Annotated in this window: 22 protein-coding genes and 1 tRNA gene; 5 read left to right on the top strand and 18 right to left on the bottom strand. The window is 64.7% G+C overall.

The window, feature by feature from the left end:
• Positions 1-184: 184 nt before the first annotated feature.
• Positions 185-553 (top strand): PilZ domain-containing protein, encoded by a 369-nt coding sequence (locus OKA11_RS16200; RefSeq protein WP_267222136.1) that lies wholly within the window; start codon positions 185-187, stop codon positions 551-553.
• Positions 554-682: 129 nt separating this feature from the next.
• Here OKA11_RS16200 and rpmE read toward each other — a convergent pair whose 3' ends face one another.
• From rpmE to OKA11_RS16145, 11 genes are all read right to left on the bottom strand, one after another.
• Positions 683-910 (bottom strand): 50S ribosomal protein L31, encoded by a 228-nt coding sequence (gene rpmE, locus OKA11_RS16195; RefSeq protein WP_142632816.1) that lies wholly within the window; start codon positions 908-910, stop codon positions 683-685.
• A 132-nt stretch (positions 911-1,042) separates the two neighbouring features.
• Positions 1,043-1,495, bottom strand: a complete 453-nt coding sequence (gene fabZ, locus OKA11_RS16190) for a 3-hydroxyacyl-ACP dehydratase FabZ (protein ID WP_142632814.1) — start codon at positions 1,493-1,495, stop codon at positions 1,043-1,045.
• Positions 1,496-1,514: 19 nt separating this feature from the next.
• On the bottom strand, positions 1,515-2,120 hold the full coding sequence (locus OKA11_RS16185; RefSeq protein WP_267222133.1) for an OmpH family outer membrane protein: 606 nt from the start codon (positions 2,118-2,120) through the stop codon (positions 1,515-1,517).
• Complete coding sequence (bamA, locus tag OKA11_RS16180) at positions 2,120-4,744, bottom strand: outer membrane protein assembly factor BamA (protein WP_267222131.1); 2,625 nt, start codon at positions 4,742-4,744, stop codon at positions 2,120-2,122. The genes OKA11_RS16185 and bamA overlap by 1 nt, the downstream gene beginning before the upstream one ends.
• Positions 4,745-4,917: 173 nt before the next feature.
• Positions 4,918-6,303: an RIP metalloprotease RseP gene (gene rseP, locus OKA11_RS16175; RefSeq protein WP_288804121.1), complete on the bottom strand. Its 1,386-nt coding sequence runs from the start codon at positions 6,301-6,303 to the stop codon at positions 4,918-4,920.
• A 48-nt stretch (positions 6,304-6,351) separates the two neighbouring features.
• Positions 6,352-7,512 (bottom strand): 1-deoxy-D-xylulose-5-phosphate reductoisomerase, encoded by a 1,161-nt coding sequence (locus OKA11_RS16170; protein ID WP_267222127.1) that lies wholly within the window; start codon positions 7,510-7,512, stop codon positions 6,352-6,354.
• 7 nt (positions 7,513-7,519) lie between these two features.
• Positions 7,520-8,293 (bottom strand): phosphatidate cytidylyltransferase, encoded by a 774-nt coding sequence (locus tag OKA11_RS16165; RefSeq protein WP_267222125.1) that lies wholly within the window; start codon positions 8,291-8,293, stop codon positions 7,520-7,522.
• Positions 8,280-8,969: a polyprenyl diphosphate synthase gene (uppS, locus tag OKA11_RS16160; protein ID WP_142632802.1), complete on the bottom strand. Its 690-nt coding sequence runs from the start codon at positions 8,967-8,969 to the stop codon at positions 8,280-8,282. The genes OKA11_RS16165 and uppS overlap by 14 nt, the downstream gene beginning before the upstream one ends.
• Positions 8,970-9,004: 35 nt before the next feature.
• Complete coding sequence (gene frr / locus OKA11_RS16155) at positions 9,005-9,562, bottom strand: ribosome recycling factor (protein WP_142632800.1); 558 nt, start codon at positions 9,560-9,562, stop codon at positions 9,005-9,007.
• Positions 9,563-9,565: 3 nt separating this feature from the next.
• Positions 9,566-10,288: a UMP kinase gene (pyrH, locus tag OKA11_RS16150; protein WP_267222121.1), complete on the bottom strand. Its 723-nt coding sequence runs from the start codon at positions 10,286-10,288 to the stop codon at positions 9,566-9,568.
• A 121-nt stretch (positions 10,289-10,409) separates the two neighbouring features.
• Positions 10,410-10,844, bottom strand: a complete 435-nt coding sequence (locus tag OKA11_RS16145; RefSeq protein WP_379489322.1) for a winged helix-turn-helix transcriptional regulator — start codon at positions 10,842-10,844, stop codon at positions 10,410-10,412.
• A gap of 54 nt (positions 10,845-10,898) precedes the next feature.
• On the opposite strand from OKA11_RS16145, the gene OKA11_RS16140 reads away from it, so the two are divergent.
• Positions 10,899-11,507, top strand: coding sequence for an NAD(P)-dependent oxidoreductase (locus OKA11_RS16140; protein ID WP_267222119.1), 609 nt, complete (start codon positions 10,899-10,901; stop codon positions 11,505-11,507).
• 40 nt (positions 11,508-11,547) lie between these two features.
• On the opposite strand, the gene OKA11_RS16135 is transcribed toward OKA11_RS16140, so the two are convergent.
• From OKA11_RS16135 to rpsB, 3 genes are all read right to left on the bottom strand, one after another.
• Positions 11,548-12,303, bottom strand: coding sequence for a helix-turn-helix transcriptional regulator (locus OKA11_RS16135; protein ID WP_267222117.1), 756 nt, complete (start codon positions 12,301-12,303; stop codon positions 11,548-11,550).
• Positions 12,304-12,433: 130 nt separating this feature from the next.
• Positions 12,434-13,357 carry a translation elongation factor Ts gene (tsf, locus tag OKA11_RS16130; RefSeq protein ID WP_142632792.1) on the bottom strand — a complete coding sequence of 308 codons (924 nt, stop codon included), beginning with the start codon at positions 13,355-13,357 and terminating at the stop codon, positions 12,434-12,436.
• A 119-nt stretch (positions 13,358-13,476) separates the two neighbouring features.
• Positions 13,477-14,229 (bottom strand): 30S ribosomal protein S2, encoded by a 753-nt coding sequence (gene rpsB / locus OKA11_RS16125; protein WP_142632790.1) that lies wholly within the window; start codon positions 14,227-14,229, stop codon positions 13,477-13,479.
• Between the two features lie 582 nt (positions 14,230-14,811).
• On the opposite strand from rpsB, the gene OKA11_RS16120 reads away from it, so the two are divergent.
• Positions 14,812-15,084 carry a hypothetical protein gene (locus tag OKA11_RS16120; RefSeq protein ID WP_267222112.1) on the top strand — a complete coding sequence of 91 codons (273 nt, stop codon included), beginning with the start codon at positions 14,812-14,814 and terminating at the stop codon, positions 15,082-15,084.
• Here the strand turns inward: OKA11_RS16120 and OKA11_RS16115 are convergent.
• The 3 genes from OKA11_RS16115 to OKA11_RS16105 all read right to left on the bottom strand — a co-directional run bounded on the left by OKA11_RS16115 (position 15,014) and on the right by OKA11_RS16105 (position 16,876).
• On the bottom strand, positions 15,014-15,829 hold the full coding sequence (locus OKA11_RS16115) for a CDP-alcohol phosphatidyltransferase family protein (RefSeq protein WP_267222154.1): 816 nt from the start codon (positions 15,827-15,829) through the stop codon (positions 15,014-15,016). The two genes, OKA11_RS16120 and OKA11_RS16115, sit on opposite strands and share 71 nt — an antisense overlap.
• Before the next feature lie 20 nt (positions 15,830-15,849).
• Positions 15,850-16,599, bottom strand: coding sequence for a phosphatidylserine decarboxylase (locus tag OKA11_RS16110; protein ID WP_142632786.1), 750 nt, complete (start codon positions 16,597-16,599; stop codon positions 15,850-15,852).
• Between the two features lie 191 nt (positions 16,600-16,790).
• Positions 16,791-16,876: transfer RNA gene (locus tag OKA11_RS16105), tRNA-Tyr, on the bottom strand.
• A 173-nt stretch (positions 16,877-17,049) separates the two neighbouring features.
• On the opposite strand from OKA11_RS16105, the gene OKA11_RS16100 reads away from it, so the two are divergent.
• A complete protein-coding gene (locus OKA11_RS16100; protein ID WP_267222109.1) occupies positions 17,050-17,865 on the top strand; it encodes a TrmH family RNA methyltransferase in 816 nt (271 codons plus the stop codon).
• 32 nt (positions 17,866-17,897) lie between these two features.
• Positions 17,898-18,800, top strand: a complete 903-nt coding sequence (locus tag OKA11_RS16095; RefSeq protein ID WP_267222107.1) for a hypothetical protein — start codon at positions 17,898-17,900, stop codon at positions 18,798-18,800.
• Positions 18,801-18,938: 138 nt separating this feature from the next.
• On the opposite strand, the gene OKA11_RS16090 is transcribed toward OKA11_RS16095, so the two are convergent.
• A complete protein-coding gene (locus OKA11_RS16090; RefSeq protein ID WP_142632782.1) occupies positions 18,939-19,211 on the bottom strand; it encodes an HU family DNA-binding protein in 273 nt (90 codons plus the stop codon).
• Between the last annotated feature and the right edge of the window lie 472 nt (positions 19,212-19,683).

The following is a 19,683-nucleotide window of genomic DNA, read 5'->3' as shown; positions in this document are numbered from 1 at the left end:
CGCACAGGCCCCCCCCCCAAAAAAAGCAACCTCCCCCCAAACATCCCACAAAAGCCCCCCCCCCCCCCTCCCCCCCCTCCCCGCAGGGCACAACCCGTTGCGCCCGGTGATGGCCCGTTAACGATCGTCTGCCACAACCCCTGCAAACACACATCGGTCGCACGATACAAATGGACAGAACGGCATGAACGCCCCGCTCGCACGGCTCTATTCCACCGCGCAGATGCAGCAGCAGGATACCTGCGACGAACGACGCCGGGAGGAACGCCACACCACCAGCTTCGCCGCCTGGCTGCAGACCGCGCCGGGCGAGCGCCTCGATGTCCGCCTCACCGATGTCTCGCTGCACGGTTGCTGCGTGACCGGCCCGACCGGCACGCTGCGGCAAGGCAGCTTCATCAGCATCGGCATCGGCCCGCGCCCACCGCTCAAGGCCGTGGTCCGCTGGGTTCGCAGCGGCGCTCCCGGCCGCGACTCGGCAGGCATGGAATTCCTGCGCGCCGTCCCCGGTGACGCCGAGGAATGGAACCTGCTGATCGACTTCGGCGCCTGAGAGACCGTTTGGCGGAAGGCCCGCGCGCACCGCGGGGCTTCCGGCGCGCACGACAGGCAACAAAACAGGCAACAAAAAAGGCGGCCCGTGAGGACCGCCTTCTTCGTGTTCGTGAAGCTTGCTTCGCGCTCAGTTCTTCTTGAGCGTGAGGCCGCCGAAACGCTTGTTGAACTGGGCCACGCGGCCGCCGTCCTGAAGCTGGGCCTTGCCGCCGGTCCAGGCCGGGTGCGAGGTCGGATCGATGTCCAGAACCAGCGTGTCGCCTTCCGAGCCCCAGGTCGAGCGGGTCTGGAAGGTGGTGCCGTCGGTCATCTGGACGGTGATCATGTGGTAGTCGGGATGCGTATCGGCCTTCATGTCGTATCTCTCTTCGCATGTGGCCGGTTCCGACCGGCCTGCTGGGAAAGCGGCGCCCTTACAGCGGGAACCTCGAAAATGCAAGGGCGAAGGACCGCGCGCCCGAAAGACGCGCCCTTCTCCCTCGCCCGATCAGGCGTCGGCGATCATCGCGGTAAAGTTGACCTCGCAGGTCACCTTGTCGCCGATCGACGCCTTGCCCCAGAACTTGCAGACGCGGCTGCGCTTCTGGACGAAGCCGGCACGCAGGTCGAGCAGGTTGCCCGGGGTCACCGGGTTGCGGAACTTCGCTTCCTCGATCGCCATGAAATAGACGAGCTTGCCGGTACCGGCGAGCCCGAGCGATTCGATGGCAAGGATGCCCGCCGCCTGCGCCAGCGCCTCGATCTGAAGGACGCCGGGCATGATCGGACGGCCAGGGAAATGGCCCTGGAAGAAGTCCTCGTTGAAGCTCACGGCCTTGACCGCATGGATCTCGTTCTCGTCGAACGAGACCACGCGGTCGACCAGCAGCATCGGGTAGCGATGCGGCAACGCCGCCAGGATCTTCGCGGTATCGTACACGAATTCAGTCGGTTCGCTCATCGCTCTGCCCGCCCTGCTCTCAGCGGCCCGAGGTGGCGGGCTGCTGCGGTGCCTGCTGCGGCGCCGGAGCGGTGGTGTTGATCGTGGTAAGCGCGCCGTTGAGGGCGGTCAGCACGTCGTTGGTGATGTCGAGGGTCGGGTCATAGGCCAGGGTCTGGCCGACTTCGACCAGCACGTTGGCACCGCGCTTGGTCATCGCCGGCTTGTAGAGACCGGCCAGCGCCTGCTGGATCTGCTGGCCGACATAGGCCTGGTTGCGCTGGATCTGCACCTGCTGACCCTGCAGTTCCTGACCGGCCTGCTGTTCCTTCTGCTGGTAGGCCTGGATGCGGCCCTGGAGGGCGGCGTCAGGCTGCTTGCCGTTCAGCGCCTTGACGGCGGTCTCGAGACCCTGGGCTTCAGGCTGCAGCGTGCCGGCAAGCTGGTTGCGGCGGGCTTCGAAAGCCTGGACCTGGCCCTGCAGGGCCTGGTTCGCGGTGCGGCACGCGTTGCATTCCTTGGCGATGCGGTCGAGATCGACAACGGCGACCTTCGAAGCCGGAACGGCCTGTGCGAACGCCGGCGAAGCCAGAGCGGCAAGAGCCAGACCCGAGGCCAGCGCGGCGGACTTGAGAATCTTGGTCATCAGAATTGCGTTCCCACGTTGAATGTGAAGGTCTTGGTGTTATCGCCGGTCTCCTTGAGGAGCACCTTCGAGATGTCGATGCGGAACGGGCCGAACGGCGAGTTCCAGTTCACGCCGAAACCAACCGCAACACGCGGATGCCAGGAATCACCCGCGAAGGTTTCGGTGAAGTTGTAGGCATAATCGCCCGTCGGCGTATTGGCCAAACCAGTCGACGAATCCGTCGCGCTCGTCGTGGTGGACGTGGAGTTCGTGCCATCCGAATTGCGCACGTAGTAAGTCGGGATACAGCCACTCGAGCAGTCGGTAAGGTCCGACTTCTTGAAATTGCTGCCCCAGACCGCACCGGCATCCACGAAGATCGACGGACGCAGGCCCATTTCGCGCGCGCCCGAGCCCAGCGGAATCTCGAGTTCAGCACGGTTCATGTAGTAGTACTTGCCGCCGACCGCGTCGTCGGACTTGGTGCCGTTGGTGACGGTGCCATCATCGCTGGTCGTGAAGTACTGGCGGGTCACGCGCGGGCCGACGCCGCGGATGCCGAAACCGCGGATCTGCGGTTCGCCAAGGTAGAAGCGGTCGGTCAGGCGCACGTCGTCGCCGCCCCACCCGGTGATCGCGCCGCCCTCGCTCGACAGCGAGAAGATGAAGCCCTTGCCCAGCGGCCAGTACTTGGCCGCCTTGGCGACCACGCGGGCATACTTCACGTCGCCGCCCAGGCCCGCCACGTCGACGTTGATCGAGGCCGTCTGGCCACGCGTCGGGCGCACGCGGTTGTCGAGCGTGTCATAGATGATCGAGCCGCCGAGGATCGAGCTGAGACGCTTGCCCAGCGCGTCGCACAGATAGCGCCCGGCATAGAGCGGGTCGCACTGGTAGACGCTGGGATCGACGCGGTACGAATAGTAGGTCGGCTTGTCGACCGACACGTCGTCGTAATTGAGCGTGTAGCGGGCGATCGCCGTCAGATACTCGGTCAGCGGCACACCGGCGCGGACCTGGAAGCCCGTGGTGGTCTGCGAGTAGTTCGTGTTGCGATTGGAATTGATGTAGTTGAAGCTGTTGTAGTCGCGGCGATAGATGTCGAGACCCAGCGAGACGTTCTTGTCGAACAGGTAGGGCTCGACGAAGTTCGCCTCGACCGACTTCGAATAGGACGAATAGCTTCCCGAAAGGCCGATCGTCTGGCCGCGCCCGCGGAAGTTGCGCTGCTGGATCGAGGCCTGGAAGATGAAGCGCTCGAGGCTCGAGAAGCCGGCCGAGAGCTGGAGCTGGCCGGTCGGCTTTTCCTCGACGTTGGCTTCGAGCACGACACGGTCGTCGGCGCTGCCGGGCTTCTGCTCGACCTCGAACTTCTCCTGGAAGTAACCGAGCGACTTGATGCGGTTGGTCGAACGCTTGACCTGCAGCGAGTTGAACGCATCGCCTTCCGCCAGACGGAATTCGCGGCGCACGACCTTATCCTGGGTCAGCGTGTTGCCGTTGATGTCGATCCGCTCGACATAGACGCGCGGCGCCTCCTGGATCACGAAGGTCAACCCCATGGTGAGGTCGTCCTTGTCGCGGCTGTACTGCGGACGCACGTCGGCGAAAGCGTAACCGAAGGCACCGGCGGTGTCGTTCAGGCCCTCGATGGTGTCTTCGACAAGCTTGGCGTTGTACCAGTCACCCTTGTGGATCGCGAGGTTCTTCGCCAGCTTGTCGCCGTCGAAGTCGCGCAGCTGGCTCTCGACCTTGACGTCGCCGAACTTGTAGCGCTTCCCTTCCTCCACCACGTACGTGATGATGAAGTCCTTCTTGTCCGGCGTCAGTTCGGCCACGGCCGAAACCACGCGGAAGTCGGCGTAGCCCTGGGTCAGGTAGAACTGGCGCAGCTTCTGCTGGTCAAACGCCATGCGATCGGGATCGTAGGTCGTGTTCGAGGAGAACACGCGGCTGAAGCGGGCCTGCTTGGTGACCATCTGCGAACGCAGGTCACCGTCCGAGAAGTGCTCGTTGCCGATGATGTTGATCTGGCGGACCTTGGACTTGTCGCCCTCGGTGATCTCGAAGACGATGTCGACGCGGTTCTGGTCAAGCATGACCATCTTCGGCTCGACGGTCGCGGCATAGCGGCCCTGGCGCTTGTACAGCTCGATGATGCGGGCGACGTCGGCGCGGATCTTCGAGCGCGTGAAGATCTGGCGCGGAGCGACCTTGATCTCCGGCATGATCTTGTCATCCTTGATGCGCTTGTTGCCCTCAAGGATGATGCGGTTGACGACGGGGTTTTCCTTGACCGTGGTGGTCACCACACCGTTGTCGTTGGCGATCTGCGCGTCGGCGAACAGTTCGGTGCCGTAAAGATCCTTCAGCGCGCCGTCCGCAGCAGCCTTGGTGTACGGCTGGCCGACACGCAGCTTGATGTACGACAGCACCGTCTGCGCCTCCAGACGCTCGGCCCCGACGACCTGGATCGTCTGAATCGGCGTGGCTGCCTCGGCCGCAACCGGCGCGGCGGCAGGAGCATTGGCAGCGGCAGCGCTCTGCGCAAAGGCCGCGGCGGGCACGCCAGCAAGGATCGTGGTGCCCAGCAGCATTGCGGCAAGCTGAGGAGCACGGCGAGCGTCAATGCTGCGACCCATTTCCCATCCCATCATTCAAGCAAGTTCCCGTATGCGCTTACGCGAGGCTCTACAGAGTGATCCGCCAGGCTACCCGCCTCCCCGGCGGGCAATCGCGCCCGTCTGCCCGATGGACGTCGCCCAATCAAGCAGTCAATCCCGGCAGAAATGTGATCTGAGAAGATTTCTCCAGGCTATCCCCCGAAAATCGGGAGCGAAGCCAGATCGTTGACCGTGACGAACAGCATCAAGGCCAGCACGAATGCCACCCCGGTGCGGATCGCCCATTCCTGACTGCGCACATCCAGCGGCTTGCGGCGAACCATTTCGGCCGCGTAAAATGCCAGATGTCCTCCGTCCAAGCCCGGGATTGGCAGGAGGTTGATGAATGCCAAGTTAATCGAGATAAGCGCCGCAAAGGAGACGAACGCCTCCCAGCCGAGGCTGAACTGCTCGCCCGAATACTTGGCGATCTTAATCGGCCCGCCGAACTCCTTGACCGAGCGCTCGCCCGAGAAGATCTGGCCGATGCCCGAGACCATCAGGTGCATGGTATCGAAGCAGTTGCCCACGCCCAGGCCCACTGCCTCGATCACGCCGACCGGCACGCGCGTGCCGGTGTCCGGGCGAATGCCCAGCACGCCGACCCGCACCGGCTTGCCCTGCGCATCGACCGCCGCCATCTCGCCCAGCGTAACCGGCACGACATGGGCCTCGCCCGCGCGCATGACCGTCACCATGACCTGGCGTCCGGCCTGGTTCTCCACCAGCGGGGGAATCTCGTCGAAGCTGCGCACGGCATGGTCGCCGACCGCGACGATGCGATCGCCGACTTTCAGCCCCGCCTTCTGCGCGGCGGAATCGCCGAAGAACGCGCCGATTTTCGGAACGAAGAAATTGATGCCGAGTTCGCCTACCCGCGACTGGTTGCCGAACCGATCGGTTTCCGTGCGGTCGCCGAGGCGAACCGGCAGGCTGACCTCGCGCCCTTCGCGCACGACCGTCAGGCTGATGGTGCGGCCGGGGAAGGGAATGACCAGTTGCGGCACGTCGGTCACGCTGTCGACATGACGGCCATCGACCGCAACGATGCGGTCACCGATCTCCACACCTGCCGACTGCGCCGGCGAGCCCGGCAGGAAGTTCGCGACTTCGGGCACGGCCACGGCCTTGCCGTAAGCGGCATAGAAGGCAGCGATGATCAGCACCGCAACGAGGAAATTGGTGAGCGGCCCGGCCAGCACGATCAGGGCGCGCTGCCACAGCGGCTTCACATGGAAGGTACGCGCCCGCTCCTGCGCCGTCAGGCCATCCTCGGCCGCGCTTGGCGCCGAGGCCGGGTTCATGTCGCCCGCGAACTGCACATAGCCGCCCAGCGGCAGAGCCGAGAGCTTCCAGCGGGTGCCGCGGCGATCGGTCCAGCCCGCCAGCTCCTTGCCGAATCCGATCGAAAAGGCATTGGCCTTCACCCCGAACAGCCGGCCCACAAGGTAATGGCCCAGCTCGTGCACCAGCACCAGGGGACCCAGCAAAAGCAGGAACGCGAAGATCGTCGTCAGCAGATTGGGCGATCCGGTCAATTCAGGCACACTCCATAGGGCCTAGACGTGAAGTCGCCGACGATCGGCTCACGCAGGTCCCGACACCATGCTTGCCCTTGCGCGGGCCTCCGCGTCAACCGCCAGCACGTCGTCCAGGCTGGCGGGCGCGGGCGGCGCATAGGCGCCCAGCACATCTTCGACATCTGCGGCAATCCGCGTGAACGGGATCTGACCTGCCAGGAAGGCGGCCACCGCCACCTCGTTGGCGGCGTTGAGCACGGCCGGGATCGCCCCGCCGGCTTCGGCCGCACGGCGCGCCAGACGTGTTGCCGGGAAACGATTTTCATCGGGCTGGCGGAAGGTCAGCTCCCCGATCGCGGCAAGATCGAGCGGCGCGCAGGGCGTGTCCATGCGGTTCGGCCAGGCGAGCGCCGAGGCGATCGGCACCCGCATGTCGGAAGGCCCGAGCTGCGCCAAGGTCGACCCGTCGCGATATTCGACCATCGAATGGACGACGGACTGCGGGTGGACGACGATGCGCAGTCGGTCGAGCCCGACCGGGAAGAGATAATGCGCCTCGATCAGTTCGAGGCCCTTGTTGAACATCGTCGCCGAATCGACGCTGATCTTGGCGCCCATGTCCCAGTTGGGGTGCTTCACCGCCTGAGCCGGGGTCGCCGCCTGGAGCTGCTCCCAAGACCAGTCACGGAACGGACCGCCGCTGGCGGTCAGCGTGATCGAGCGTACATTGGCGATGTCGTTGCCCTGCAGGCACTGGAAGATCGCGTTGTGTTCGGAATCGATTGGCAGCAACGTCGCGCCGTGACGGACGACGGCCGCCATCATCACTTCACCGGCAGAAACCAGCGCTTCCTTGTTGGCAAGCGCGATCACCCTGCCCTGCTCGATGGCGGCCATGGTCGGCGCCAGGCCCGCACAGCCGACGATGGCCGCAACCGTCATGTCGGCGCCGCGCGCCGCCGCCTCGACAAGTGCCTGCGGACCGCCCGCCGTCTCGATGCCAGACCCGCCGAGCGCTTCGCGCAGCGCCGGCAAGTGCGCCTCGTCGGCGACGACGGCGAGATCGACGGCAAATTCGCGCGCCAGTTTCACCAGTTCGGCAACGTTGGAATGGGCAGTCAGCACCGTGACGCGCCACTGCGCCGGATTGCGGCGCACGAGGTCGAGCGTGGAGGCGCCGATGGAGCCGGTGGCTCCGAGAATGCAGATCGAGCGTTGCGCGGTCATCGCACCGTTACCTTGGCTGGAAGGCGATCATGAAGGCGAGCAGGAACAGGACTGCCAGAAGGCCGTCGACGCGGTCGAAGAAACCACCATGACCGGGAATGAAGTTACCCGAATCCTTCACGCCCGCACGGCGCTTGAGCCAGCTTTCGAAGAAATCGCCCGCCTGCCCACAGACCGCCACGAAAATGCCCGTCATCAGGCACTGCGCGAACAGCGGCACGGCGTGGGCCGTCAGATACCAGCACGGCTGGGCACCGAAGCACGAGGGGCCGTCGGCCGCATTGCCCTGCACCAGGACCGAGACCAGCCCTTCCTGCCAGAGCCGCGCGGCGCCGAACAGCACCAGCGTCGCGCCGAGCACGCCGCCGAGCAGCCCCGACCAGGTCTTGGACGGGCTGATGGCCGGCGCAATCTTGGGACCGCCCAGGCTGCGCCCGGCGAAATAGGCACCGACATCGACACCGATCACCGTCAGCAGCACGGTCAGCACCGGCCCGAAACTGAAAGCCGGATTGCGCAGGAACAGCAGCATCGCCGCGCCGACGCCGACATAGAACATGCCCGCAAAGTTCATCAGGCCGCGCGCGGCAGGCCCGGCGATCGCCGCACGGGAGAGCCGTACCCACTCCCACAGCACACCGAGCGAAACCACGCCGACAAACGCCATCCACACCGGACCGCCCAGCCACAGCGCCGAACCGGCAACCGCCAGCATCACCACCGCCGAGACCGTGCGTACACCGAGGTCGGATTTCTTCCGGGCTGGATCAGCGGCCGCCATAACGCCGCTCCCGCTGCGCGAATTCCTCGAGCGCCGCGCGCAAGTGATCGACGTTGAAGTCGGGCCAGAGCACGTCGGTGAAGATCATCTCGGCATAAGCTGCCTGCCAGAGCAGGAAGTTCGAAAGGCGCACTTCGCCGGATGTGCGGATCAGCAGGTCGAGCGGCGGCAGGTCTGCCGTGTCGAGCTCCGCCGCGATGGTCTCGGGCGTGATGGCCCCCTTGGCTGCCGCCCTGGTGGCGGCGCGGGCGATCTCGTCCTGCGAACCATAGTTGAGCGCAACGGCAAGCGTTGTCCCCGTGTTGCCCGCCGTGCGCGCCATCGCGCCTTCGACCAGTTCGACGAGTTCCGGCTTGAAGGCCTTGTAATCGCCGATGATCTTGAGACGCACGCCCGCCGCCGCGAACTCGTCGAGGTCGGACAGAATGAAGCGCTTCATCAGGCTCATGAGGTCGGAGACCTCTTCTTCCGGACGGCGCCAGTTCTCCGTGGAGAAGGCGTAGAGCGTCAGTGCCTCCAGCCCCAGTTCGCGGGCTCCGCGCACGACGCGGCGCACCGCCTCCACGCCGCGCTGGTGGCCCAGCGCGCGCGGCAGGTGGCGCTTCTTCGCCCAGCGACCGTTGCCATCCATGATGATGGCAACGTGGCGTACGGCAGCAGGTTCACTCTTCGCCATTCGTCAGACGATCCTCTCAGAAAGACCGCAAGGCCTCACTTGCCGAGGATTTCCTTCTCCTTGCGGCCGAATTCCTCGTCGAGCTGCTTGATGATGTCGTCGGTCAGCTTCTGGACTTCGGTTTCGCCGCGCTTGCGCTCGTCTTCCGAGATTTCCTTCTTCTTCTCGTCGGCCTTCAGGTTCTCGATCCCATCACGGCGCACGTTGCGCACGGCGACGCGGGCCTTCTCGGCATAGGAGCTGGCGAGCTTGGCCAGTTCCTTGCGGCGTTCCTCGGTGAGGTCGGGGATCGGCAGGCGCAGCGTGTTGCCGTCGTTGATCGGGTTGAGGCCGAGGCCTGCCGAACGGATCGCCTTTTCGACGGGACCGATGTTCGACTTGTCCCAGACCTGCACCGACAGCATGCGCGGTTCGGGCGCCGAGATGGTGGCGACCTGGGTGATCGGGGTGTTGGCACCGTAGACGGTGACCATGATCGGCTCGAGCAGCGCGGTGTTGGCGCGGCCGGTGCGCAGACCCGAAAGGTCGTGCTTGAGCGCGTCGATCGCGCCCTTCATGCGGCGTTCGAGGTCGCCCTTGTCGTACTTGGCCATGGATCAGGCTCCTTTCTGGACGATCGTCTTGGTGCTCTGGCCCGCGAGGACCTTGGCAAGATTGCCCTGCTCGCGGATCGAGAAGACGACGATCGGAATATTGTTGTCACGGCAAAGCGCGACGGCGGATGCGTCCATGACCTGCAAGTTATCGGCCAGGACAGTGTCGTAATCGACAGTATCGTAACGCTTGGCGTCGGGATTCTTCTTGGGGTCGCTGTCGTAGACGCCGTCGACGCTGGTGCCCTTGAGCAGCGCGTCGCAGCGCATTTCGGCAGCACGCAGCGCGGCGCCCGAATCGGTGGTGAAGTAAGGCGCGCCGACACCGGCGGCAAAGATCACCACGCGGCCCTTCTCGAGATGGCGCTCGGCGCGGCGGCGGATCACCGGCTCGCAGACCTGGTCCATCTGCACGGCCGACTGCACGCGGGTTTCCACGCCAAGCTGCTCCAGCGCATTCTGCATCGCGAGCGCATTCATCACGGTGGCCAGCATGCCCATGTAATCGGCCTGCGCACGGTCCATGCCACGCGCGGCGCCGGCCATGCCGCGGAAGATGTTGCCACCGCCGATGACGAGGCAGATCTCGAGGCCGGTTTCCTTGGCCGCCTTCACTTCCTTGGCAAGCTCGGCAACGAAATCGGAATCGATCCCGAACTGCTGGCTCCCCATGAGAACTTCACCCGACAACTTGAGAAGGACGCGTTTATAGGGGGTCGAGTTCATGGCCGCACTTCTCCTCGGGGGCTGGTCGGCCCCGGCTTTAGGAGCGCGCAAGGAAATTGCCAAGGGCTTACGCCTGTGGATGAGCGCGTCGGAGCCTCCACCCGCCCCTGCCGGAATGCCATCAATTCCAGTTGGCGGACAGTTCGCGCTCGCGTGCGTCGTAATCGCGCTGCGCCTGCGCCACCATGCCCATGCGCGCCTCGGCCCAGTCGATCATCGCCTGCAGCGCGCCAAGCAGTTCCCTGCCCAGCGGGCTGATCGCATAGCTCACCGTCACCGGAACGCTTGGCACGACAGCGCGCAGCACCAGCCCATCGCGCTCCAGCGAGCGCAAGGTCTGGCTCAGCATCTTCTGCGAAATCCCGTCGATGCGCCGCTTCAGCGCATTGAAGCGCATCTCGCCATTGCCGAGCGTGAGCAGGATCAACACGCTCCACTTGTCGGCCACGCGGTCAAGCAACTGCCGCGTCGGGCAATTGGCGGCGTAGACATCCGGCGCGCGGAGCATGGCGGTTTCCTCGGGGTAACCCGGTGCGATCAAGGTGCCTTCTTGCATGGAAACGATCCATAGCACACCTAGTCACCATTGGATACCTAGTAGAGAATCGATATGAAGATTGCAGTCCTCGGCGCCAGCGGCCGCGCCGGATCGGAAATCGTCAAGGAAGCCGCCGCGCGCGGTCATGAGGTCCTCGCGATCGCCCGCAACCCCGACAAGATCGCCACGATCGACGGCGTTACCGCCAAGGCCGGCGATGCCTCCGACACCGACGCGCTCGCCGCCCTGATCGCCGGCCATGACGCCGTCATCAGCGCGCTGCACTTCGACGTCCCGGCCGAAACGCTGCTCGGGGCCGTGCGCAAGGCGGGCGTTCCGCGCCTGCTGGTTACCGGCGGCGCCGCCAGCCTCGAAGTCGCCCCCGGCGTGCGCGTGATCGACGATCCCGAATTTCCCGAAGAGTGGAAGGCGCCAGCCATGGGCGGCATCACCTTCCTCGAGGCTCTGCGCCAGACCGACGATGTGGACTGGACGTTCTTCTCCCCCGCCGCGCTGATCTTCGAAGGCCCGCGCACCGGCACTTACCGCCCCGGCACCGACCAGCTGGTCACCGATGACGCCGGCGAGAGCAAGATCAGCTTCGCCGACTACGCCATCGCCATGGTCGACGAACTCGAAGCCCACAAGCACGGCCGCGCGCGCTTCACGGCAGGCTATTGATCCTCGGATCGCGGGCGGCAGCGTGCCGCCCGCCTCGCCATCAGCCTCTCTTCCAGTAAGAAAAGTAAAGCATATCGGCGGTTTCCTTATCGCTGCCGAACCCCGCACTTGTGCCCGTCAAGCCATGCCTCTTCAAATCGTCAAGCAGCGGCCGCTCCTGAAGTTCGGCAACAAGCCCACCCAGTCGCTTAGCACTGACTCGCACCCGCAAGGCGACTTCGCAAAGTGTATTGCCACACAGCACGCGCACCGGCTTGTGGACGCCATATTTTGCCAGAAGAACGGCAAAACGCGCACCAAGCATTTGCTCCTGTGCATGCGCCCACGATTCATCTCGCACCTCGCCTCTCACCTGCTGATACTGCTCCAGCGGAGAAGCGTCCTGCGGCATGAACGAAGAGAGTATCTCGTCCTTATCGACCACCGCCCCGGAAGGCGACGGCGTGCTGGCTGACAAAAGAGAAATCGCAAGCAGGATCATGATGTTAGCACCCTTCAGCAGTCGATACTCACGGCGTGCCCTGCCGTGCATATCCAGTACTGGAGTCGGGGATGGCTCCTGATCGAGAGCCAATTTTTCGTCCCAATTTTCCTGTGCGACCAATAGCCGCGCAAGTTCTCGGCTGCTGGCCACCCCGGTCTTGCGCCGCGCCTCCCGGAGGCGCTCGTTCACCGCCCCCACACTTCTGTCGGTCAACTGCGCGACGCTCTTTGCCGTATGCCCCTGCGCGAACAGGCGCAGCACCTGCAATTCAGCCGGATTAAGCAACGAAAGGTCGGGAGCATTCTGTAACATCGCCCGCCAATCTGCCGCGAACCTCGCTTCGCGCAAGCCCAACTTTTTTGGGAACCGCCCGAACAGACATAGAAAAAGGGCCGGGAAGCCAAAGCTCCCCGGCCCTTTTCTTGTTCGGTTGCCCGAAGGATCAGCCGGCGACGGCAGCAGCCACTTCGGCTGCGAAGTCGGTGACTTCCTTCTCGATGCCTTCGCCGAGCTGGAAGCGGACGTAGTCCTTCAGCACGATCTTGGCACCGGCGTCCTTGCCGGCCTGGTCGACGACCTGCTGGATCGGGGTCTTGTTGTCCATGACGAAGACCTGCGAGAGCAGTGCGTTGTCCTTGGCGTACTTGGCGATCGCGCCATCGACCATCTTGGCCTGCACGGCTTCGGGCTTGCCCGATTCGGCAGCCTTTTCTTCGGCGATCTTGCGCTCGCGGGCGATCAGCTCGGCGTCGAGACCGTCGGCGTTGAGAGCCAGCGGGAAGGCAGCGGCGATGTGCATCGCGATCTGCTTGCCAAGCGCTTCGAGGACGTCAGCCGAAGCTTCCGATTCGAGAGCGACGAGCACGCCGATCTTGCCGAGGTTCGGAGCGGCAGCGTTGTGCATGTAGGGAACGACGAGGCCCTGGGCCACTTCGACGGTCTTCATGCGGCGAACCTGCTGGTTCTCACCGATGGTCGCGACGTTGTTGGTCAGCGCGTCGCCGACGGTGCCGCCGGTCGGGTAGGCAGCAGCCTTGAGCGCTTCCACGTCGTCGCCGGCAACGCCGAGAGCGACTTCGGTGGTCTTGCGGACGAAGTCCTGGAACTGGTCGTTCTTCGCGACGAAGTCGGTTTCCGAGTTCACTTCGACGGCAACGCCCTTGGTGCCGGTCACGGCAACGCCGACGAGGCCTTCAGCCGCGGTGCGGCTCGACTTCTTGGCGGCAGCGGCGAGGCCGCGCGCGCGCAGCGCGTCGACGGCGGCTTCGAGATCGCCACCGGTTTCGTCGAGGGCCTTCTTGCAGTCCATCATGCCGGCGCCAGTGCGCTCGCGCAGGTTCTTCACGTCAGCGGCGGTGTAAGCCATCGCTCAAATCCTCTTGCTTGGGTCGAACCACATTGCTGTGGTCTAAAAATGGATGCGCGCCAGGCCCATTGGACCCGGCGCGCGACAATTCCATGACGAAAAAGTCGTCGCCGGACCGATCAGGCCTCGACTGCTTCCTCGACCGGCACGTCCATGGCGCCGATGTCGGCACCGCTCTGGACGAGCGCGTCACGGCCACCCTTGGTGGCAGCCTGGGCGATCGCGTCGCAGTAGAGGCGCACGGCGCGGCTGGCGTCGTCGTTGCCCGGGATCGGGAACGCGATGCCGTTGGGGTCGACGTTGGTGTCGAGCACGGCGATGACGGGGATGCCGAGGACGTTGGCTTCCTTGATCGCCAGCGCTTCCTTGTTGGCGTCGATCACGAACATCACGTCCGGAATGCCGCCCATGTCGCGGATACCGCCGAGCGACAGCTCGAGCTTGTCGCGCTCGCGGGTCAGCTGAAGGACTTCCTTCTTGGTGAGACCGGCGGTGTCGCCCGAAAGCTGCTCTTCAAGAGCCTTGAAGCGCTTGATCGAACCCGAGATGGTCTTCCAGTTGGTGAGCATGCCGCCCAGCCAGCGGTGGTTGACGTAGTGCTGACCGCAAGCGCGGGCAGCCTGGGCGATCGGCTCCTGAGCCTGGCGCTTGGTGCCGACGAACAGCACCTTGCCACCGGCCTGGACAGTGGCCTGCACGAACTCGAGAGCGCGCGCGAAGAGCGGCACGGTCTGCGAGAGGTCGATGATGTGGATGCCGTTGCGCGCGCCGAAGATGTACGGCTTCATGCGCGGGTTCCAGCGGTGGGTCTGGTGGCCGAAGTGGGCGCCGGCTTCGATGAGCTGCTGCATGGTGACGACAGGTGCCGCCATAATAGAATTCCTTCCGGTTCGAACCTCTGGAAAGCAGGAACCTGGCGGCTGTCCGAAGACCATGGCCGTCAAAGCACCGGTATGTGCGCTTTCCATGTGGATTGCCCGAATCGCGCGAGGACCGCGAATTCGATCCCTGCTTCGAGCGGGGCCGCCCTTAGTCCTCTTCGTCCGTGAAATCCAGCCCCAATCGCGCCGCTCGGTCCGGCGTGGCCGCAAAACCGCCGATCGCAGGATCGCGCCGCGCAGGAAACCACAGGCGTTCCACAGGTTTTCCACAGGGTAACACGCCGAATGCCCCGCCCTGCTTGCCGCTCAGCGATCGGTACATCGGCGCCCGGCCAGAGTGTTCCATCGCGAGACAGTGGCTGTCTTGCGCTGGACCGCCCGTCCGACAGCGCCTGCACAGACGCTAAAACAGTGGAAGTTCCAGAAGCTTAGCGGACATTGCATTTTGGCCTTGACTCAATTTGAACAAAAAGAGAACAGATAGCCAGACGGAACATTGTTAGAACATGAGTCGGTTTTCCACAAGCGGCTACCCCCGGCCAGATCAGCGCCGATGGCTCGAAAGGATTGGACATGACTGCATTTGCTGCCTGCCTATTCGCCCTCACCGCGCTGGCTTCGGCTTTCGCGATCACCGCCACGCTGCGCCGCTACGGACACAGCGCGCGTTCGCTCAAGGCACGGCTTGCCGCCTGCCCCGAAGTGCTCACGATCAATTGGGCAATGGTGGAACGCGTACCGGTGCCGACACTTTCCGCGCTCCGCCGCGAACGCGTTATGCGTCGCCGACTTCAGGCGCTGCAGCGCCCGGGACTGGAATGGCCGAACGGCGAGCTTGCCGCCTGACCTTGAGATAGACCGAGATGCCGAGCGGGATCAGGCCCAGATAGACGATGGTGATCACCGCCAGCGTCCACCACGGCTCGACCAGCAGCGCCGCCACGGTCAGGCCGACCACGGCAAGGACACCCAGGCGCAGGCTCGGCGGCGGACGCATCCGCGCCCAGCTCAGCGTCGGCAGGTTGGAAATCATCAGGAAGGCCATCAGCACCATCCACACGCCAACCAGCACCGGGTTGGCGAAGACGGGATGGCCGCTGGCGATCCACAGATAGAGCGGCAGGAAGCCGAGCCCGGCGCCCAGCGGTGCCGGAACCCCGGTCAGGAAACCGGCTGCCTTGTGGGGCTGGTCCAGCTGATCCATCCGCGAATTGAACCGCGCCAGGCGAAGCACGCAGCAGATGGCAAACGCCAGCGCGGCGATCCAGCCCAGGCTGGGGACCTGATGCAAGGTCCAGAGATAGACGATCAGCGCCGGCGCCACACCGAACGAGATCGAATCGGCGAGACTGTCGAGTTCCGCGCCGAAACGGGTCTGCGCCTTGAGCATGCGCGCGGCACGGCCGTCGATCCCGTCGAGCACACCCGCCAGGATCACCGCCTGCACCGCCCGTTCGTAATCGCCGCCGATGGCGAAACGGATCCCCGTCAGGCCCGAACAGAGCGCAGCGGCGGTGATCGCGTTGGGAACAAAGACCCGCATCGAGAGCCCGGCGGCAAGCCGGCGGCGCGAACTCAGCCGTTCCGCCATGAAGTCACCGGACTCCTCGGTCACTGCGAAATGCCCTCGATCACCGGGGCGGCGCCGATTTCGGCAAGAATGGTTTCACCGGCAACGATACGTTGCCCCATCAGCACCTTGGGTTCGGTTCCGGCGGGCAGATAAACGTCCACGCGGCTGCCGAAGCGAATGAGGCCGATGCGCTGGCCCGCGGCGATGATGTCGCCCGGCTTCACGAAAGGCACGATCCGGCGTGCCACCAGCCCGGCGATCTGCGTGAAGCAGATGCGCTGGCCGTCGCCGCGCTCGATCAGGATGTGCTGGCGCTCGTTCTCTTCGCTCGCCTTGTCGAGATCGGCGTTGAGGAACTTGCCCGGGATGTAGATCACCCGGCGCACCGTGCCGCCGATCGGCGCACGATTGATGTGCACATCGAACACGCTCATGAAGATCGAGATGCGCGTCACTGGCTCGGTCGAGAGCGGCTCCGCCCCGCTGCCGTCCTCGACGGTCAGTTCGCGCGGCGGCGGCACCTTGCCGATCAGCGTGACGAGGCCGTCGGCAGGCGCCACGATGAAACGATCGTCCTGCGGCGTGACGCGCACGGGATCGCGGAAGAAGGCCAGCACGCAGTACGTGAGCAGGACCAACGGCAGGCCGACAAGCGGCCCGAGCGCGATCCACCCCACGAGCGCAATCGCTCCGGCAATGGCACCGAACTTGCGACCTTCGGGATGAACCGAGGGCCAGCTCCAGGACGCTTCGCCGCGTCCCTGATTATCGAGAATATCTCCAGGCATATTGCCCCTCTAAAGCATTTACGCGTCCGGTGGAAACACCTGCCGATTCGGAAAATCCGGCAAAACAGGAACCTGCCATCGGAAACGGACAGGGTTCCGGATCCGGACATGACCAGATCGATGCCGGAACGGCGCCGTTAATTGTTGCTTTGGGAAGCCCCGAAGGGAATGCTCTTGCGATGAGCGACTGGTGGTGGACAGGGCTGGATTCGAACCAGCGTACGCTTGCACGGGCAGATTTACAGTCTGCTGCCTTTAACCACTCGGCCACCTGTCCACACCAGTTGCTGGCGGCGGAAAACCGTTCCCGAAGGAGCGGAACCCGCAGTGTTTCGAAGCGCCGTTGCCAGTGCCTCGCTGCCGAGGAGGGCGCCTATGTAGAACCTGGCCTTGCCTGTCAATGGGGGTACTGGCAGGAGCGGCACAGATTTTTTCAAAAAGGATATTTTCATGAGCAATCGTAGCGACCGGGACGGCGCAAAGCCCGGAAAGGCGCTGCGCGGGCGCGCTGGCCGGATGAAGAACGGACGCGGCAGCGGTCGCGCAAGCACCGGAATGGTCCGCCTTTGGGGCCGTCATGCGGTGGAGGCGGCCCTCAAAAACCCCGATCGCAAACATAGAAAGCTGTGGGCAACTCGCGAAGGCGTCGAATCTCTCGACGGCGAACTGCCCACCGACTTCCCGGTGGAGTGGGCGCAGCCCGCCGATCTCGCCCGACTCGTCGCCCGTGACGCGCCGCACCAGGGCCTCGTGCTCGAATGCGAGCCGCTCGACGACATCTTCATCGACGACATTCTCGACGGTGATCCCTCGCGCCCGGTCGTCGTGCTCGACCAGGTGACCGACCCGCACAACGTCGGTGCCATCATGCGTTCGGCCGTGGCGTTCAATGCCTGCGCCATCGTCACCCAGGACCGCCACGCCCCGCCCGAATCGGGCACGCTGGCGAAAAGCGCCTCGGGCGCGCTCGAAGTGCTGCCCTGGGTCCGCGTCGTGAACCTCGCCCGTGCGCTCGAGGAGATCGCCGAGGCCGGTTACTGGCGCATCGGCCTTGACGGCGGCACCGAGACAACTCTGGGCGAAGCGCTGCCTGCAGGGCCGGTCGCACTCGTGCTTGGCGCCGAAGGCGACGGCATGCGCCACAACATCGTCCAGCACTGCGACGCCATCGCCAAGCTGCCGATCAGCGAGGCCATGGAAAGCCTCAATGTCTCGAACGCGGCCGCCATCGCCCTCTACGCCGTGGCAACCCGCCCCGAGGCGTGAGGCACCGCAGATCGCGCAATCCGGAAGACGACATGACTTCGTGCGACATTTCATCCCGTCCCCGCTCGCAGGCGCCCACTCCTGCGGCATCCCGCAATCCAGCCCGGCGCATCCTTGCCGGGCTGGCGGTTGCCGGACTGGCCTTGCTGGTGGCGGCCTGCATCTTCGTGCCGGGCAAGTTCACCTCGCAACTGGACCTGCGGAACGATCGCAGCTTCCGCTTCACCTATAGCGGCGAGATCGTGATGATCCCGCTGCAAAAGGCGAAGGAGACGGGCTTCACCCCGGATGCCTGCCACGACGACAACTACGACGAGCGCCCCTGCACCGGGGACGAACTCGCCAAGCAGAAGACGTCGTGGGAGGAGTCGCGCGCGCGGAAGGCCAAGAGCGACGCGCAGGCGGCAAAGGCGCTGCTCGGCGGCATCGACCCCAATGACCCGCGCGCGGGCGAGGACGTCGCCGCCAAGCTGCGCCGGCAGGTCGGCTGGAACAAGGTGGTCTACAAGGGCGACGGGCGTTTCGATGTCGACTTCGCCATCCAGGGCAGGCTCGACCACGATTTTGCCTTCCCCACCATCGAAGGGCTGGCGATGGCCAATCCCTTCGTGCAGCTTTCGCTGCGTCAGGACGGCAGCGTGCGGATGGATGCCCCCGGCTTCGGCCCGTCCAAGGGCACGGACGGCATGATGGGCGCCATGCTCGCCGGAATCGGCGGCGACGACAACAGCAGCAGCAGCGCCGACGGCAGCACGGGGGCTGCCGATGGCCCCAGCGAGGCCGACGGCACGTTCACCGTGCTCACCGATGGCGAGATCCTCGCCAACAACACGGACGAAGGCCCGCAAGCCGCCCCCGGGGGGCGCAGGCTGGTCTGGGCGGTCAATCCGCGCACGCCGGCAGCGCCCACCGCGCTGGTCAGACTGAAGCCGTAACCACACGAGGGAAAGGGACGCCCCCAAGGCGCCCCTTTCCTCCCCCCTCCCCGGACGCAAAAGCGCCGCGCCAACCCGATGGTTGGCGCGGCGCAATGTCTTCAGCCTGCGAGGCGCGACAGGCTGCCGGAGCGCTGCTTAGTTGACAGCGTCCTTGAGGCCCTTGCCGGCCTTGAACTTCGGCTGGGCCGAAGCCTTGATTTCCATCGGCTCGCCGGTGCGCGGGTTACGGCCGGTCGAAGCCTTGCGCTTGGCGACCGAGAACGTGCCGAAACCGACCAGGCGCACTTCGTCACCCTTCTTCAGCGCGCCGGTGATGGCGTCGAAAACGCTTTCAACAGCCTTGGTAGCGTCGCTGCGGGTCAGGCCGCTCGAGTCTGCGACCGCGCCGATAAGATCGTTCTTGTTCATTATGGGTACCCCCTAACCTTTCAGTGGAAATAGGATGCGATGGGATAGAACTGGATTCGCCTCTGAATGGCGACGGAATTGAGCCGTTTTTCAGGACGCTGTCAAAGCCTAAACAGGCCGAAAACGCCCTGTTTATCGTGTTTTTCCGCCTCTCAGTTGACGTTTTGGTCAATCCAGCGACGAAGACGCCGCAATGCCCCTGCCCCGGCCCGCCGAAGCGGGTGGCCTGCACGCGATTCGCAGCTGTGCGAAAATCCGCTCTCCACCGGGCAAATTGCGATTCGCCGCATGAAATCAGTTAGCTGCATCGGCTAGAGCGTTTTCCGAGTCATCAGGTGATTCCACCTGATTGGAAAACGCTCCAATCGACAAAGTACCGCTGCGCTCAAGACAGGCTTCCGCCAGACGCAAAAAAGGCGGCTCGATGGATCGAGCCGCCTCTCAAGCTGCCCGGCCCCGAAGAGCCGGTCAT

The organism is Novosphingobium clariflavum (assembly GCF_026420865.1).
Taxonomy (GTDB): domain Bacteria; phylum Pseudomonadota; class Alphaproteobacteria; order Sphingomonadales; family Sphingomonadaceae; genus Novosphingobium; species Novosphingobium clariflavum.
The sequence above is the reverse complement of the archived record's forward strand: the minus strand, read 5'-3'. Positions and strand labels throughout refer to the sequence as shown.

Bases quoted from the DNA above. Each gene is read 5' to 3' on its own strand.
- OKA11_RS16200 (WP_267222136.1), top strand. From the start codon at position 185: ATGAACGCCCCGCTCGCACGGCTCTATTCCACCGCGCAGATGCAGCAG.
- rpmE (WP_142632816.1), bottom strand. From the start codon at position 910: ATGAAGGCCGATACGCATCCCGACTACCACATGATCACCGTCCAGATG.
- fabZ (WP_142632814.1), bottom strand. From the start codon at position 1,495: ATGAGCGAACCGACTGAATTCGTGTACGATACCGCGAAGATCCTGGCG.
- OKA11_RS16185 (WP_267222133.1), bottom strand. From the start codon at position 2,120: ATGACCAAGATTCTCAAGTCCGCCGCGCTGGCCTCGGGTCTGGCTCTT.
- bamA (WP_267222131.1), bottom strand. From the start codon at position 4,744: ATGGGTCGCAGCATTGACGCTCGCCGTGCTCCTCAGCTTGCCGCAATG.
- OKA11_RS16170 (WP_267222127.1), bottom strand. From the start codon at position 7,512: ATGACCGCGCAACGCTCGATCTGCATTCTCGGAGCCACCGGCTCCATC.
- OKA11_RS16165 (WP_267222125.1), bottom strand. From the start codon at position 8,293: ATGGCGGCCGCTGATCCAGCCCGGAAGAAATCCGACCTCGGTGTACGC.
- uppS (WP_142632802.1), bottom strand. From the start codon at position 8,969: ATGGCGAAGAGTGAACCTGCTGCCGTACGCCACGTTGCCATCATCATG.
- frr (WP_142632800.1), bottom strand. From the start codon at position 9,562: ATGGCCAAGTACGACAAGGGCGACCTCGAACGCCGCATGAAGGGCGCG.
- pyrH (WP_267222121.1), bottom strand. From the start codon at position 10,288: ATGAACTCGACCCCCTATAAACGCGTCCTTCTCAAGTTGTCGGGTGAA.
- OKA11_RS16145 (WP_379489322.1), bottom strand. From the start codon at position 10,844: ATGCAAGAAGGCACCTTGATCGCACCGGGTTACCCCGAGGAAACCGCC.
- OKA11_RS16140 (WP_267222119.1), top strand. From the start codon at position 10,899: ATGAAGATTGCAGTCCTCGGCGCCAGCGGCCGCGCCGGATCGGAAATC.
- OKA11_RS16135 (WP_267222117.1), bottom strand. From the start codon at position 12,303: ATGTTACAGAATGCTCCCGACCTTTCGTTGCTTAATCCGGCTGAATTG.
- tsf (WP_142632792.1), bottom strand. From the start codon at position 13,357: ATGGCTTACACCGCCGCTGACGTGAAGAACCTGCGCGAGCGCACTGGC.
- rpsB (WP_142632790.1), bottom strand. From the start codon at position 14,229: ATGGCGGCACCTGTCGTCACCATGCAGCAGCTCATCGAAGCCGGCGCC.
- OKA11_RS16120 (WP_267222112.1), top strand. From the start codon at position 14,812: ATGACTGCATTTGCTGCCTGCCTATTCGCCCTCACCGCGCTGGCTTCG.
- OKA11_RS16115 (WP_267222154.1), bottom strand. From the start codon at position 15,829: ATGGCGGAACGGCTGAGTTCGCGCCGCCGGCTTGCCGCCGGGCTCTCG.
- OKA11_RS16110 (WP_142632786.1), bottom strand. From the start codon at position 16,599: ATGCCTGGAGATATTCTCGATAATCAGGGACGCGGCGAAGCGTCCTGG.
- OKA11_RS16100 (WP_267222109.1), top strand. From the start codon at position 17,050: ATGAGCAATCGTAGCGACCGGGACGGCGCAAAGCCCGGAAAGGCGCTG.
- OKA11_RS16095 (WP_267222107.1), top strand. From the start codon at position 17,898: ATGACTTCGTGCGACATTTCATCCCGTCCCCGCTCGCAGGCGCCCACT.
- OKA11_RS16090 (WP_142632782.1), bottom strand. From the start codon at position 19,211: ATGAACAAGAACGATCTTATCGGCGCGGTCGCAGACTCGAGCGGCCTG.